This window comes from Streptomyces sp. NPDC029151, from assembly GCF_055564315.1.
This window is the reverse complement of the sequence record NZ_JBVHWQ010000010.1, coordinates 96694-110692: the sequence shown is the minus strand read 5'-3', so window position 1 is coordinate 110692 and position 13999 is coordinate 96694. Positions and strand designations below refer to the sequence as shown.

At 73.0% G+C, this 13999-nt stretch carries 13 protein-coding genes; 6 read left to right on the top strand and 7 right to left on the bottom strand.

The window, feature by feature from the left end; genetic code table 11:
• Window positions 1–57 precede the first annotated feature (57 nt).
• Window positions 58–1020 carry a LysR family transcriptional regulator gene (locus ACZ4VF_RS31155; protein ID WP_467930165.1) on the top strand — a complete coding sequence of 321 codons (963 nt, stop codon included), beginning with the start codon at window positions 58–60 and terminating at the stop codon, window positions 1018–1020.
• 164 nt (window positions 1021–1184) lie between these two features.
• Here the strand turns inward: ACZ4VF_RS31155 and ACZ4VF_RS31150 are convergent, their stop codons facing one another.
• Window positions 1185–1493, bottom strand: a complete 309-nt coding sequence (locus tag ACZ4VF_RS31150) for a hypothetical protein (RefSeq protein ID WP_467930163.1) — start codon at window positions 1491–1493, stop codon at window positions 1185–1187.
• Between the two features lie 148 nt (window positions 1494–1641).
• On the opposite strand from ACZ4VF_RS31150, the gene ACZ4VF_RS31145 reads away from it, so the two are divergent.
• Both ACZ4VF_RS31145 and ACZ4VF_RS31140 read left to right on the top strand, forming a co-directional pair.
• Window positions 1642–2169 carry a GNAT family N-acetyltransferase gene (locus ACZ4VF_RS31145; RefSeq protein ID WP_467930350.1) on the top strand — a complete coding sequence of 176 codons (528 nt, stop codon included), beginning with the start codon at window positions 1642–1644 and terminating at the stop codon, window positions 2167–2169.
• An 821-nt stretch (window positions 2170–2990) separates the two neighbouring features.
• Window positions 2991–4268 carry an ankyrin repeat domain-containing protein gene (locus ACZ4VF_RS31140; RefSeq protein ID WP_467930162.1) on the top strand — a complete coding sequence of 426 codons (1278 nt, stop codon included), beginning with the start codon at window positions 2991–2993 and terminating at the stop codon, window positions 4266–4268.
• 18 nt (window positions 4269–4286) lie between these two features.
• On the opposite strand, the gene ACZ4VF_RS31135 is transcribed toward ACZ4VF_RS31140, so the two are convergent.
• Window positions 4287–4931 carry a hypothetical protein gene (locus ACZ4VF_RS31135; protein WP_467930160.1) on the bottom strand — a complete coding sequence of 215 codons (645 nt, stop codon included), beginning with the start codon at window positions 4929–4931 and terminating at the stop codon, window positions 4287–4289.
• Window positions 4932–5105: 174 nt separating this feature from the next.
• Here ACZ4VF_RS31135 and ACZ4VF_RS31130 point away from each other — a divergent pair, with 174 nt between their 5' ends.
• Window positions 5106–5762 (top strand): CatB-related O-acetyltransferase, encoded by a 657-nt coding sequence (locus tag ACZ4VF_RS31130; protein WP_467930159.1) that lies wholly within the window; start codon window positions 5106–5108, stop codon window positions 5760–5762.
• 107 nt (window positions 5763–5869) lie between these two features.
• Here the strand turns inward: ACZ4VF_RS31130 and ACZ4VF_RS31125 are convergent, their stop codons facing one another.
• Both ACZ4VF_RS31125 and ACZ4VF_RS31120 read right to left on the bottom strand, forming a co-directional pair.
• The gene (locus tag ACZ4VF_RS31125) at window positions 5870–6343 is read right to left on the bottom strand and encodes a DUF7919 family protein (RefSeq protein ID WP_467930158.1); all 474 of its coding nucleotides are present in this window, start codon (window positions 6341–6343) and stop codon (window positions 5870–5872) included.
• A gap of 7 nt (window positions 6344–6350) precedes the next feature.
• Complete coding sequence (locus ACZ4VF_RS31120) at window positions 6351–6890, bottom strand: hypothetical protein (protein WP_467930157.1); 540 nt, start codon at window positions 6888–6890, stop codon at window positions 6351–6353.
• Between the two features lie 647 nt (window positions 6891–7537).
• Here ACZ4VF_RS31120 and ACZ4VF_RS31115 point away from each other — a divergent pair.
• Window positions 7538–8950 carry an isopeptide-forming domain-containing fimbrial protein gene (locus tag ACZ4VF_RS31115; protein ID WP_467930155.1) on the top strand — a complete coding sequence of 471 codons (1413 nt, stop codon included), beginning with the start codon at window positions 7538–7540 and terminating at the stop codon, window positions 8948–8950.
• A gap of 68 nt (window positions 8951–9018) precedes the next feature.
• Here ACZ4VF_RS31115 and ACZ4VF_RS31110 read toward each other — a convergent pair whose 3' ends face one another.
• Window positions 9019–10740 (bottom strand): hypothetical protein, encoded by a 1722-nt coding sequence (locus tag ACZ4VF_RS31110; protein WP_467930154.1) that lies wholly within the window; start codon window positions 10738–10740, stop codon window positions 9019–9021.
• Window positions 10741–10868: 128 nt separating this feature from the next.
• On the bottom strand, window positions 10869–12110 hold the full coding sequence (locus tag ACZ4VF_RS31105) for a PP2C family protein-serine/threonine phosphatase (protein WP_467930152.1): 1242 nt from the start codon (window positions 12108–12110) through the stop codon (window positions 10869–10871).
• Window positions 12111–12255: 145 nt separating this feature from the next.
• Between ACZ4VF_RS31105 and ACZ4VF_RS31100 the strand changes: the two genes are divergently transcribed.
• Window positions 12256–12927 carry a ribonuclease FAU-1 family protein gene (locus ACZ4VF_RS31100; RefSeq protein WP_467930151.1) on the top strand — a complete coding sequence of 224 codons (672 nt, stop codon included), beginning with the start codon at window positions 12256–12258 and terminating at the stop codon, window positions 12925–12927.
• A 326-nt stretch (window positions 12928–13253) separates the two neighbouring features.
• Here the strand turns inward: ACZ4VF_RS31100 and ACZ4VF_RS31095 are convergent, their stop codons facing one another.
• A complete protein-coding gene (locus tag ACZ4VF_RS31095; RefSeq protein ID WP_467930348.1) occupies window positions 13254–13904 on the bottom strand; it encodes a GntR family transcriptional regulator in 651 nt (216 codons plus the stop codon).
• Window positions 13905–13999 lie beyond the last annotated feature (95 nt).

The following is a 13999-nucleotide window of genomic DNA, read 5'->3' as shown; positions in this document are numbered from 1 at the left end:
TTTCATTGCAAGTTGAACATCTGGTGCGGTGCCGGGCGCCGCCCCTACGCTCCTCCCATGGAGCTGGAGGTGAGGCATCTGCGCGTGCTCTGCGCCATCGCCGACACCGGCAGCCTGCACCGAGCTGCACGGGAACTCGGCCTGACGCAGCCCACATTGAGCACGCAGCTGCGACGCATCGAGCGGGCTCTCGGCGCCCCGCTCTTCGTGCGCACCCGGACCGGCTGCCGCCCCACCCCCCTGGGGCTGGCCGTGCTGAGCCGGGCCAGGCCGCTGGTCGCGGAGTTCGCGGCGATCGTGACCGAGACCAGGGCGGCAGCCGCCCGTGCCGCCGGCGGATTCCGGCTGCGTATCGGCGCCACCCCGAGCCGTGCCATCCCGGGCTGGCTGCGCCTGCTCAGGGCCCGGGGACCGGGCCTCGAACCGACCCTGCAGATGAACGTGTCCGCCAACGCCCTGCTCGGGATGGTCGCCGCCGGCCGGCTCGACATGGCCTTCGTGCACGAGGTCGAGGGCAGTCCGCTGCGCATTCCTCCGGGCCTCTGCCTGCGCGTGCTGGTCGAGCGCGAACCCCAGTTCGTCACGCTGGCCGCGGACCATCCCGCGGCGTCCCGGCCGGAGGTGAGTCTCGCCGATCTGGCCGGCGACCGCTGGATGGTGGACGCCACGGTCGACGGCGAGTGGGACGGCCTGTGCCGGGTCCTGCGCGCGGCGGGCCTCGACCCCGAGATGCTGCACGGCGACTACCTCACCGCCTACTCCCTGGCCGCCAGCGGAGAGGTCGTCACGGTCAGCCAGCCCACCGCTCACCCCCGTCCCGACCTGGCGATCCGCCCGCTGAAGGGTGACCCCATAGGAGTACGCCTCCTGCTGGCGGCCCGCACGGAGACCGAACTGGACGACGTCTTCCCCGAACTGGAGGAGGCCTACTGGACCGTCGCCCACGAGGCACCGGCCTACCGGGAGCGGCTGAAGCGCGCACGCGGCGGCGGTGCGGCCTCCTTGGCAGGGGCGTTCTGAGCGCACGCGCACCGGAGCCCGTTCGCGCTCAGGCCTGCCGAGCCCTCCGGCCGTCCGGGGACGTACGCGCACCTCGACGGACCGAAGACCGCCCGGCGACAACGCGCGTGTGGCGCCGTCCACCCCCGGAACGGGGCGGGCGGCGCCACACGGGAAACGGAGACTCAGCCGGGGAACGGCTTGCTCTGGTCCTCATCGGCCTTCCGGCACTGGTCGAGACGCCGCTGGATGGCGGCCGCGTCGGCGAGGGCCTTCCTGGCCGCCGCGTCCTCGCCCAGCCGCTTCAGCTCCGCGGCCTTGGTCTTGAGCTGCGCGATCTGCTGGCGCATCTGGCGCTCGTTGCACGTGACGGTGGCCTTGGACACGATCGCGCCGTGGCCGGCCGGCGTGGCCGCGTGAGCGGGCACCGACGTGACGAGGAAGCCGCCGGCGATGACCGCGGAGACGGCCAGGGCGGACATGCGCTTGGTCATAAGTGGTAATCCCCCAGATAGGGCTTGAGTTGGTCGGAGTGGATCTTACAAAGACTTGTGAACCGGCCAGTAACCGGCCCCCCCGGCGCTGTAGGGTCGGGCGGGCCTCGGCGGATGGAGCGCTCGGACGGGAGATGGTGTGAACGGCATGGAGATCGAGGCGGTGGAAACCGGCAGACTGAGCCTCGTGCCGCTCGCCGTCGAGCACGCGGACGAGATGGCCGAGGTGCTCTCCGACCCGGATCTGCACACCTTCATCGGCGGTACCCCGCACACCCCGCAGGGCCTGCGCACCCGGTACGAACGCCTGGTCGCCGGCTCACCCGATCCTTCCCTCACGTGGTGGAACTGGGTGATCAGGCTCCGCGAGGAGGAACGCCTGACCGGAACCGTCCAGGCCACGCTCACTGCCGCCGACCACGGATGTGTGGCCGAGGTGGCCTGGGTGGTCGGAACTCCGTGGCAGAGGCGAGGCATCGCCACCGAGGCGGCACGAGGACTCGTCGCCTGGCTGCGGGAGCAAGGCGTGCGGACGATCCGTGCCCACATCCATCCGGACCACCAGGCATCCGCTGCCGTTGCCGCCGCCGCCGGCCTCGTTCCCACCCTTCACCGGCACGAGGGCGAGACCAGGTGGGAGCTTCCCCCGCCGCAGCCACCGGCCGACGGGGTGTGACACCCCGCCGCGTCGACGGCCGCGCTCGACGCGTAGCGCCTGTTGGTCCTGGCGCATGGCGTATCCGCCGTCGCCGTCGCCGTCACGGTCGCTGAAGTGCCGCCGTACGTACGCCTCCACAGCCTCCCGGGGAACGGGCTGCCCACCGGGGACGCCGAGGTGGAAGCCGGCGACCACGACGGGCGCGTCGAGGTCCCGGCTGCACACGCGCCGCTCCCCCCGCCCGCCACAGAACGCCCGCCCGGCGCACGCTGTCGCCGACCCGCCGGCCCCGCGACAGTGACACGCCGGGCCCGCTCGCCCGGTGACGGCACGGCCTCGGCCGGCGGCGCGACGGGGGTGCGCGGAAGCGCATCCGCACAGCGCGTCGGACGCCGGCTCGACGCCTGGCGGAACCCGGCCCGACATCGGCGTGCGCCGGGGGAGGGAGACCGCCCGGCGCCCCGTGGGACCGTCACCGGCGCAGGAGGGGTCACACGGCACCGAGCCGCTGGGGAGGGCGGGCCCGTCGGCCAGGATGACGGAGCCGTCGTAGAGGCGTGGGGCGGGTGGCGAGCGTCCAGGTGCCGGGCGGCACCGGGGCGTGGCGCACTCGTTCCCCCCGGGGTGGTCGGCGCCGAAGCCCGAGCCGGCGCGCCGGCGACCGGTTCAGCGCGGAGGACACCGACCCAACCACGACCGGTGGTTCACCACCGTCCACCGGTCCTCGCCACGGACACGCCCCGCCGCGTCACCGCCTGCTGCCTGCCGGAAAAGGTGTCCGGGTACGCGTCCAGCGTCCCTAGACTTCACGGGCCACGGGAACGCGACGGGGGAGAGACATGAGCAGGGGTGGGGGCACGAGCGGTGCGGGGGACGGCGAGCCCGCCCTGGTCGCGGCGGCTCGCGACGGCGACACCGACCTGGTGAAGAGGCTTCTCGGAGAGGGCGGCGACGCCGACGTGTGCGACGCCCGTGGGACGCCCGCGTTCTGGCTGGCCGTCCGGGCCCGCTCCGCGACCGTCGCGCAGCTGCTGCTCGACCACGGAGCCGATCCCGGGCGGAGCGGGCCGGACGGGCCGCTCCCACTGCGTGCGGCGGTCGACCTGGGGTCGCCGGCGCTGGTGGAGGTGCTGCTGGACAGCAGGGCGCGCGGACGGTACACCAGGCAGGAGCTGCTGGAGATGCGGGAGTTGGCGCGTCACTGGCACGAGACGGGCGTCGAGGCCGAGCTGCGCCGCCGCACCGGGGCCGAAGGTTCCGTCGGCCGTACCCGGGTCCAGGACGACGAGTTCCACAGCGTCCAGGAGTTCTCCCTCGCCGGGACGGCCGTACGGGACGGGCACGCGGCGATCCTCACCCGCCTGGAGGAACTCCTCCGTATCCGCGTCGGCTTCGAGGAGCTGATGGGCCGTGCGCTGGCCCACCCGGACCAGGACCACACCGCGTGGGCGAGTGCCACCATCCTGCTGGCCCACCGACGCGACGAGGAGACCTGGACGGCCGCCGCGGCGCTGCGCGCCCATCCCGACCCGGTCCGCCGGTTGTTCGGTGCCGAGGTGCTGCGGCTGACGCATCTCTTCGACGACGGCGACGAGGACGTGTTCGCCGGGCCCGCCCTGGACGTCTTCACCGACTGGGCGGCCGAGGAGGCGGACCTCGCCGTGCTCACCGAGGTGCTGGTCGCCCTCGGCGAACACCCCGGCCCCCGCGCGGAGGCGGCGCTCCTGCCCCACGCCCGCCACCACGACGTCCAGGTACGGCGAGCGGTGGCCCAGGGGCTCGGCGCCTGGTTCTTTCCGCCCGCCTTCTCCCGCCCCGCCCGCGCGGCGCTGCGGGAGCTGATGGCGGACCAGGAGGCGGTCGTACGGGAGTACGCCTGTCACACGGTCGCCGTGGGCGGGGACCGGGACCCCGCCCTCGCCGACGCCCTGGCCGCCCTGCTGGACGACGCGGACCGGCGGGTCCAGGTCGTCGCCGTGTACGGACTCGCCCTCCACGACGACGAACGCTGCGTGGAAGGCGCCCGCCGCCTCGGCCCGCCGCACCCCGAACACCCCGACGAGGAGCGTCACCTCGGCGCGGCATGGCGCTACGAGTGGGGCCGCGACGGCCGATGACGCCCTCTTCCACGGCGGCTAACGGTGGCGCCGCCGCAGGCCGCCGTAGAAGACGGACGCCCCGACCACCACGGTCAGCCCGGCGGTCGCGGCGGCGGTGATCTCGCCGGTGTCCTGGTCGCCCGGTCCGTACGGCAGCCACGGATCGAGCAGGCCCAGCGGGTCCTCGCGAACCGTGATCCGGTCGCCCTTCCCGGCCTGCCCGAAGCAGTTCTGCATCTGGGAGACCTCGAACGTGCGCCGCTCACCGCCCAGTTCGCGGACCGTGCACAGCATGTCGGCGCCGTGCCCGCGGTGCTGGTCGGCGACGTCCACGACGACCGCGTCCACCGGCTCGCCGACCGCCCGCATGTACCCCTCGTACACCGCCGGCCCGGCGAACAGGGTCAGCGCGAAACCGGAGACCGCCACCAGCGTGGCCGCCCCGGCCCGGTGCCACACCCCACCGACCAGGCACGTCGCCACCGCGAGGACGGCCAGCACGACGATCACGCCGAGCAGCGTCACCCACTGCGCCACCCCGGCCCCGAACAGCAGCAGCACCGGTACCGCCAGGGCCCACGCCGACGAGCCGACCGCCCTGCGGGCCGGGCTCCCCGCCCGCTTCCCGCTCACCGCCCCGCCGGACGGCACGGTCCCCGCCGCAGTCCCGAACCCGCTCATACCCCCGTCGCCTCCCGGACATCGTCAACCGTCGTACGCCGACGAGGGTACGAGGGCGAGACCAGGGCCGACGCAGGGGGAGCGGTCGCGGGACCGGCGGTAAACCGGTGGGCCCGGACGGGCGGGCGGCGGGACCATGGACCGGTCACCGAACCGCAACCACTGAGGAACTCCATGCCCGCGACACCCGCCACCCCCTTCCCCACCGACCCGACGGTCCTTCACCCGATGCCCGGGCAGCCGCGCGTGGTGCTGCTCAAACCGCTGGTGAAGTCCCCGCTGATCGAGGTCGGCGAGTACTCCTACTACGACGACCCCGACGACGCCACCGCGTTCGAGACCCGCAACGTGCTCTATCACTACGGGCCGGAGAAGCTGGTCATCGGCAGGTTCTGCGCGCTGGGCACGGGCGTACGGTTCATCATGAACGGCGCCAACCACCGTATGGACGGCCCGTCGACCTTCCCCTTCCCCACCATGGGCGGCGCCTGGTCCGCGCACTTCGACCTGCTCACCGGCCTGCCGAACCGGGGGGACACCGTCGTCGGCAACGACGTCTGGTTCGGCCACGGAGCGACGATCATGCCGGGTGTGCGGATCGGACACGGAGCCGTCATCGGCACCGGCGCCGTGGTCACCGGTGACGTGCCCGACTACGGCATCGTCGGCGGCAACCCGGCCCGCCTGATCCGCACCCGCTACAGCGAGCAGGACATCGCCCGGCTGCTGGCCGTCGCCTGGTGGGACTGGCCGGCGGAGCACATCACCGAGCACGTGCGGACGATCATGTCGGGCGGCATCGCCGACCTGGAGGCCGCCGCGCCGGCGTAACACCCCCCGCCGGCCGCCCCCCGCCCGGCCTCACGACGATCCGCGGCCTGGGAGCCGCGCGGTCGCCGGTGGCCCACTACGGCGGACCGGTCGGCGCCTTCGCCCGTCTACTCCAGCAGCCGTTCGGCGTCGTCCGGGACCCAGGGGAAGGGCACGTCGGGCCATCGGGCGGCGGCCCAGGCGTCGAGATCGACGGCGAGAACGGCATCGACGAAGACCCGGGGCGGCCGGTAGCCGTGCACCGTGACGTAATGGCTGATCAGGAACGGAGCGGCGTAGGCGGTACCGGGCTCACCGGGAATCCGGATCTCCCCGTTCCCCTCCGGGGCCGCTTCCGCGGGGCACAGGTCGCACGCGTGGAAGCCGAGGCAGACGTTCATCCACTGAACCTCTTGGACAGCCTTCAGCTTCTCCACGAACTCCGCGGGAACAGGCCCCGTCACGTACGGCCTTCCGGCCTCCAGCCAGCCGATGTTCACACGGGTGTACGCCGGGCGGTACGACAGCCCGAGGAAACCCTCCCGGTCCTCGAACGCGTCTTCGTCCCGGTAGGTGTACTCGCTGAGATCTTCGTAGAACACCGGCACATCATCGCCGCACCGAACACCGCGGCGGCCGGCGGGCACCTCGGTTGAAGTAGTGGGTACGCCAGTGCTCCGCGGCCCGCCCCACCGCCTGGACGTGTTCACCCACGACGTCCCGCCACCGCTGGGGCAGCGCTTCGGCCCGGGCGCAGGGGCTCACTCCCACCAGCCGCGGATCCCGGCGGCGCCCGCCGCGCAGCTCGCCCGCCCGGGACGGCTGGGCCGCGAGGAACCGCACGCGCAGCCCCGGGGGTTTGTGCACGAAGAAGAACTCGCGCGCCTGTCCGGAGTCCAGCATCGCGCGTGCGGTGGCGGCGAGGTTCCCGTACGGCAGCGGCCCGCGCCCGGCGGGTGCGCAGGCCAGGTTGACCTGCACCCATCCGGCGTCGGGTGTGTGCGTGCGCAGGGCGTGCAGACCGGCTGCGAGGAAGGTCCTGCGCGCCGCCGCGTAACCGGCGTCCTGGGCGGCGACGGGCACGGTGCCGAACGGCTCGGTCCGCGCGTCGTCCAGGCAGTCGGCCAGTAGACGCTCCACTCGCACCATGCGGCCTCCTCACCGGGGAAGACGGAACCACCCTTGTGATGTCCGCACGGCACACGTCCCGAAGCGCGGAAGCGAATTGGTCATATGATCAACAGGAGTGCGCGGGAGGTATGCCACCTCCCATGGAGGCGCGGCCGACGCGCCGCTCTCCCACCGGCGCCGCCGACCCTCCCGCGGTGATCGACGTACGGACGAGCGGATCGTGACGGCGCGAGCCGCCGGCTTCGGCGCGGTGATGTCCTCGCCCAGTCGCCTCACCCGTGCGGCGCGTGCCCCCACCTGCCTGCTCCCGCTGTCGTACGACGCAGAGGCCGTCAACTTCACGACGGGTGATTCACCCGGCGAAAGGGTGAGCGGGGAGAAATGGCCAGCCGGTTTCAGCCACGACGGGCGCGTCCCATGAGGTCGGCGATGCGTGTGTGACCCGAGCGGCGCGGAGCCCGGGTACACGTGCCGGAGCGAGGCGTCAGGTGCGGGCGGGAGCCGGCGAAACCCGCGGCGCGGGGTTGGCCGGACACGCGTGAACGTCACTTTCCGTGTGTGCACGGATGCGGTGAGCTGTCCGGCGATTCCGGCTCCGTCACCGGACGCGCAGGCGCGCGGGGCGATGGGGCACACCCACCACGTCGACTCCGAGGAGAAGACCGATGAGTACACCTACCGCCGCACCGCTCCGCGTCGCCCTGGTCAACGGCGGCTTCGAACAGCCCGCCGTCACCGACTACGAGATCCTTCCGGACGCCTCCCAGACCCAGGCGCCCAAGCGGGTCCCGGGCTGGCTCACCACGGCGTCCGACCACAGGATCGAGTTATGGCGGTCGGGGTTCAACGGCGTGCCGTCGGCCGAAGGCGCCCAGTTCGCCGAACTGAACGCCAACGAGGTCGCCACCCTCTACCAGGACCTGCCGACCACGCCCGGGTCGAAGCTCTACTGGCGGCTCTACCACCGCGGCCGCCTGGGACAGGACACCATGGCGCTGGACATCGGCGCACCGGGCTCCCCGGTGGAGCAGCGACGCTTCACGGACGGCAACACCGCGTGGGGCTACTACACCGGCACCTACACCGTCCCCGCAGGCCAGACCACGACCCGCTTCGCCTTCCGGTCCGTCTCCGCCGCCGGCGGCAACCGCGGTATCGGCAACTTCCTCGACGGCATCTTCTTCGGCACCGCCCCCTACCTGGTGCTCACCAAGTCCGCCGTGCCCGCCGGACCGCTGGAGGTGGGTGACGTCGTCACGTACCGCGTCACCGCCAGGAACGAGGGCGGGGGCAACGCGGAGAACGTCGTCCTGACCGACACCGTCCCGGAGGGGACGACGTACGTGCCCGGGTCCCTGCGCGTGGTCGACGGCCCCAACGCCGGTGCCAAGAGCGACGCGAAAGGCGACGACCAGGCGTACTACGACACCCAGGCGGACCAGGTCGTCTTCCATCTGGGCAACGGGGCGTCCGGCGCCCAGGGAGGCAGCCTGCCCAGCACCGAGACGCTACCGTCGGGCACCACCGTGGAGTACCGGGTCGTCATCGACCGGGCGAGCGGCGGCAAGCAGATCAGCAACACCGCCTCCGCCTCCTACGAGAACCGGCTCGGCCCGTCCCCGGAGCCCCTGACGGCCACGTCCGACGAGCAGGTCACCGACGTCGAGCCGGCCGCCGACCTCTCCGTGGCGAAGGCGGCCGACGCGACCACCGTCACCGTCGGGCAGACCGTGACCTACCGCGTCGCCGTCCGCAACACCGGCCCGAACCAGGCCACCGGCGTCACCGTCACCGACCGCCTCCCGGACGGCCTCACCTTCCTGTCCGCCGACGGCACGTCCGGAACCTACGACCCGGCCACCGGACAGTGGGCCGTGGGCGACCTGCCCGACGGATCCACGGCGACCCTCACCCTGCGGGCCAAGGCCACCGCATCCGGCCGGATCACCAACACCGCCACCGCCACCGCGAACGAGAAGGACCCCGACCTGACGGCCAACACCGACGCGGTCACCGTCTGCGTCGAACCGGCCCCCTCCTGCTGCGACCCCTGCTCCCCCCGGAAACAGCCCCGCTGATCCGGTCGTGACCCCGGCTCCGGGCCGGCGTGAGGGGCCGGGGGCCGGAGTACGTGAGTGCTCCGGCCTCAGCCCTGCCCGGCACGGCATCCGCAGTCCCCGGCACAGCATCCGCCGTCCCCGGCCGGGTGCCCGGAGGACCGGAGCCGGCAGAAGCAGGACGCCTCGATCTCCACGTCCGCCACCGCCGCGGCGAACCTCAGCTGCTGGGCCACGAGCTGTGCCTCCCCCTGCCTGTCCAGCCGTACCAGGCACTCGTGCAGGCCGTGCAGCGCCCAGACGTTTCCCGGGTGTTGCAGCGGGCGGGGCAGGGTGCCGTCCAGTCCGAGGTCGGCACGGTAGACGGCCTCGGCCTCCTCGACCAGGCCCTGTTCGAGGAGCAGGGCACCGTAGGCGTGGCGGGTGGGCTGCATCCACCCCCACGGCTCGTCGTACGGAAGGCCGTCGTCCAGCTCGATCGACCGGCGCAGCGCCGCGAACGCGGCCTCGTACGCACCCTTGCGGTACTCGAGCTCGCCGTCGAGCATGTGCGCCGCGATCGCCAGGATGTCCGTACAGGTGTTGTTGAACAGCATCCGAGTCGCGGGGACCCGGGCTGCCGCGTCCCGGAACAGTTCGCGTTCCCGCTCCGCTTCGCCGATCCGGCCCGTGGCGGCGAGCGCGACCCCGCGCGCGTACCGGAGCATCGCCGTGGTCACGCAGTACAGCTCCGCGTCGGCGGGCAGCGCGAGGCGCAGGACGTCCTCCCAGCGCCCGAAGCGGATGAGCACGTGCACCCGCATCGCCAGGAAGCCCTCCAGCCAGTCGGCCATGGGCGGGCTGTCCACGCGCAGCAGTTCCTCCGGTACGGACGCCTCCAGCCGTTGCGCCGCGTCGAGCGCGTCCTGGAAGCGGCCGAGGAACATCGCGCCGTAGATCTTGAAGTGGTGGTTGTGGCACCGGTACAGGGTGTAGAAGTTCATCGCGCCGGCCCGGGCCGCGAACTTCTCGTCGGCCGCGATCGCCGCCGTGTTGCCGTCGACCACACGGCGGTAGTCGCCGCAGAGCACCTCCAGATGCGAGGGCATGTGCAGCAGGTGACCCGCGTCCGGTACGAGACCGCGCAACCGGTCCCCGGCGGACAGGGCGGCCTCGGGGGTGGGGGACATCTCCATCAGGTGGACGTACAGGTGCAACAGCCCGGGGTGCCGCTCGCCCGCCTCCGTGGCGATCGCCTCTTCGAGTACGGCCCTGGCCTCGGTGGTGCGGGCGCCCCGGGCCGGCCGGCCGGTGCGGATGTCCCACAGCCGCCAGGGGGTGAGGTTCATCAGCGCGTCGGCGTACAGGGCGGCCACGTCCGGGTCGTCGCCGGCCAGGCGGTGCACGGCTCGCATGCTGTCGGCGTAGGCGGTGTTCCACACCGGACAGTCCCCGGCGTCCGGCGCCGAGGCCCGAGGGTAGCGGGCCTGCAGGGCACCGATGAGCGCCTGCTCGACCGGCGTGGCACCGGCCGCCTTCGCCCGCGCGCGCCGCACGGCGGCATGCGCACGCTCCACCGTCCGTTCCAGGTCGTCCTCGTCGAAGAACTCCCACGGTTTGTTGTAGTTCGGCCCCAGGGCGTAGGCCAGGCCCCACTCGGCCATGGCGCAGCCGGGATCAGCCGCGGCAGCGGCCTCGAAGCAGCGGACGGCTTCCTCGTGGTGGAAGGCGTACGTCCAGGTCAGGCCGCGGTCGAACCAGGTCTGTGCCTCGGGGGACGCCGTCGTCACGCGTCGGCCGTGGCCGCCGAGGTCGTAGTCGTAGTCGCGCATTGCGAACTCCTCACGGGCTGACGGCCGGCCGTCCCGGTGGCCGTGACGACCCTAGCGAAGTACGGCGCGGATACCCGCCGCATTCCCTTGGGCGCCCCCGGTGGGTGTCGTGGTCGCACCGCCACCGCCTACAGACGGACGACGATCAAAGCGATGTCGTCCCGGCCTCCGTCCGCCACGCCGAGACGGGTGAGCAGGGTGTCGGCCAGCTGCTCGGGGCCGGACCGGGCATGGCGGGCGAGGGTGTCCGCGAGCCGGTGCAGACCGGCGTCGATGTCCTCGTCGCGGCGTTCCACGAGCCCGTCGGTGTAGAGCACCAGGGTGTCGCCCGAGGCGTAGGGGAGTGCGGCCTCAGGGCGCGGGACGTGGCCGACGGGGACGCCCAGGGGAGGGTCGGTGGCCTGGTCGAGCAGGACCGTGGTGCCGTCCGGCCGGGACAGGACGGGCGGCAGGTGGCCGGCGCTGGTGTAGGTGATGCGCCGGCGGCGGGTGTCGATGACGGCCTGGAGCGCGGTCGCGGCCAGAGCGCCCTCGCAGGTCCGGGCGTACAGGCTCACGACGTCCATCGCCGTGCCCGGTTCGTGCAGGGCCCGGACGGCGGCGGACAGGGTGCTGCGGAGCATGCCCATGACGGCGGCGGCCTCCAGGCCGTGGCCGACGACGTCACCGACCGCGACGGTGAAGCGGCCCTCGGTCAGGTCCACCACGTCGTACCAGTCGCCGCAGACGTTCAGGGACCGGGCGGCCGGCATGTAACGCACGGCGATGTCCTGGTGCCCGGCCAGATCGGGGGAGTGCAGCATGGCCTCCTGGAGGGTGACGGCGGTGCGGCGCTCCCGGTGGTGGGCCTCGCGGAGTTCCTCGTTGAGGCGCTGCAGTTCCTGCGCGCGCGAGTACAGCTCCGCCTCCATCGCGGCCCTGTCACCGCAGGGGCCCTCCGGCCCGGCGCGCGGAGGGCTGGTCTGCAGGAACTCCGTCATGTCCTCCACCCGGTGGATGATCCACGCGACCTCTCCGTCGGGCCCCAGGACGGGAGTGTTGACGGGCGACCACCACTTGGCCCGGAACACTCCGGGGCGGCCGGAGACCGGGACGTCGTACTTCTGCACCGCCATCGTGTCCGGCTTCTTGGAGCACAGCACCCGTCGCAGGGAGGCGGCCAGATTGCGGACACCGTCGGCCGCGGGGTCCGCCGGGTTGTCGGGATGGACGTCGAAGATGTACCGGCCGATCAGCTCCTCGCGGCTCCGGCCCGTCGCGCGCAGGTACGCCTCGTTCACCTCGACGGCCACCAGATGGGGGTCGAGGACCAGATACGGGCTGGGCGTCACGGCGAACAGCGCCTGGTAGTCGATCTGCGGAGTGATCACGTGCGGCTCCCGTTCCGCTGCCGGGTGTCCTCACGGAAAGTATGCGCCCGACCGTGAGCGGCGCGTCGCGGCCGCCCCGGGGCATGCTTCTCCGTGAGGCGGCCTGGCGGGCCGCCGGCCGGTGGTGGCGGGCGGAAGGGGAGCGGTGCGCGGCTTCGGAACGGGACAGACGGTCGTACGGCGTGACGTCCACCGTGGCGGCCGGGTGTGGAGCGAGCACGCCCTGCGCGTCGTCGCCGACACGGACGAAGCCCTGGTGACCGCGTGCCCGCCGGGAGCCGAGGTCCGCTGGCCCGTGCTGTATGCCAAGGCCCGCGCCGGCGGTGACCGTTCGATGCGTACGGAGGCGTTCGACGCCATGGCGAACGGTGCGTGGCAACTCGCGGCCGCGCACTGGCAGGAGACCGAGCTGCTGCTGTGGAAGCCGCCGACGGCGTGGTTCAGCGTCAACGCCTTCTACACCCGCGCCGGGCTGCGGAACTGGTACGTCAACTTCGAGCGTCCCACCCGTCGGACGGCGGACGGGTTCACGACCTTCGACCTCACCGTGGATCTGGTGGTCGCCCCCGACCTGAGCAGCTGGGAGTGGAAGGACGAGGACGAGTACGCGCACGTGCGACGGCTCGGCATCGTCACCGACACCGAGCACCAGGCCGTGGACGCCGCCCGCGCCCAGGTCCTCGCGATGCTCGCCGAGCGCTCCGGCCCGTTCGCCGACGCCGACGCATGGTCGGCCTGGCGGTGGGATCCGGCCTGGCCTGCCCCGCGTCTCCCGCGGCCCGGGACGACACCGGACGAGGGCGCCCCGACCGGCTGATGTCCCGGCGCCCTCGGCCGGTACGCGGAAACGACCGGGTCGCGCCGGACGCTGGTCCCGGGCGTGCGGGAGGACCGACGCCCGGGCTCAGCCTCTTGGGACGCGCGTCGAGACGGCCCATCGCGAACGGCCGGCGTTCGCGCGTGTGGACTGTTCGGGCAGGAGCGCGGGAGGGGGACCGTGCTGCGGTCGTCGCCATGCGGCCGCCCACTCGGCGCACCCCGTCCGCCCGGCCGGAGCACCCGGCAGGACCCCGGTGAGGCGCTGGTCGCGGCGGACGGGCTGGACGATTCTCGGAACCACCACCCTCGCCCACGACGGCACGCTCAGCCCGGCTGGGTGGTGCCCCTGACCACGTCCACCGCGTGGCGCCGGTGTACGGCGAAGAGGCCGAGCGCGGTGCCGGCGTCGCGGGCGCGCAACGCGGCGACGAGCTCCCGGTGCTCGCCCGGGATGCGGTCCAGGTAGTCCTCGGTACGGTGCCCGATCCGGGTCAGCAGGAACAGGTGGACCTGACACCGGATGCCGTTCCACGCATCGGTGAGCCGCTGGTGGCCGGCGGCGGCGAACACCGCGTCGTGGAAGGCGATGTCGCAGCGCACCAACTCATGCGGGTCCACGGCCCGTTCCATCGTCTCGGCCGCCCTCGCGAGGGAGGCGAGGTCCTCGTCCGAGGCCCGCGCGACGATCCGGCGGACGGCCAGGTCCTCCAACGCGCCGCGCAGGCTGTCCAGTTCCTCCGCGTCCGCTGCCGACAGCGTGGTCACCGTCGTACCGCGGTGCCAGGCGCAGTGGACCAGGCCCTCGCGTTCCAGCAGGCGCAGGGCCTCGCGGACCGGACCGCGGCTGACGTCCATGTCGCCGGACAGCTCGACCTCGCGCAGTTGCGCGCCGGGGGCGTACGTCCCGTCGAAGACGGCCTCCCTGATGCGGTCCGCCACCTCCTCGGCCAGACCGCGGCGCCGGGCCGGAGCCACACGACCCCGTTCGCTCAACCTGCCCACCTCCCCGATGTGCCGACGTTAACATTCACCCCGTTGTCGGAATGTCAACATCAGGACAAAAGGCGGGG

Bases quoted from the DNA above. Each gene is read 5' to 3' on its own strand.
- ACZ4VF_RS31155 (WP_467930165.1), top strand. From the start codon at position 58: ATGGAGCTGGAGGTGAGGCATCTGCGCGTGCTCTGCGCCATCGCCGAC.
- ACZ4VF_RS31150 (WP_467930163.1), bottom strand. From the start codon at position 1,493: ATGACCAAGCGCATGTCCGCCCTGGCCGTCTCCGCGGTCATCGCCGGC.
- ACZ4VF_RS31145 (WP_467930350.1), top strand. From the start codon at position 1,642: ATGGAGATCGAGGCGGTGGAAACCGGCAGACTGAGCCTCGTGCCGCTC.
- ACZ4VF_RS31140 (WP_467930162.1), top strand. From the start codon at position 2,991: ATGAGCAGGGGTGGGGGCACGAGCGGTGCGGGGGACGGCGAGCCCGCC.
- ACZ4VF_RS31135 (WP_467930160.1), bottom strand. From the start codon at position 4,931: ATGAGCGGGTTCGGGACTGCGGCGGGGACCGTGCCGTCCGGCGGGGCG.
- ACZ4VF_RS31130 (WP_467930159.1), top strand. From the start codon at position 5,106: ATGCCCGCGACACCCGCCACCCCCTTCCCCACCGACCCGACGGTCCTT.
- ACZ4VF_RS31120 (WP_467930157.1), bottom strand. From the start codon at position 6,890: ATGGTGCGAGTGGAGCGTCTACTGGCCGACTGCCTGGACGACGCGCGG.
- ACZ4VF_RS31115 (WP_467930155.1), top strand. From the start codon at position 7,538: ATGAGTACACCTACCGCCGCACCGCTCCGCGTCGCCCTGGTCAACGGC.
- ACZ4VF_RS31110 (WP_467930154.1), bottom strand. From the start codon at position 10,740: ATGCGCGACTACGACTACGACCTCGGCGGCCACGGCCGACGCGTGACG.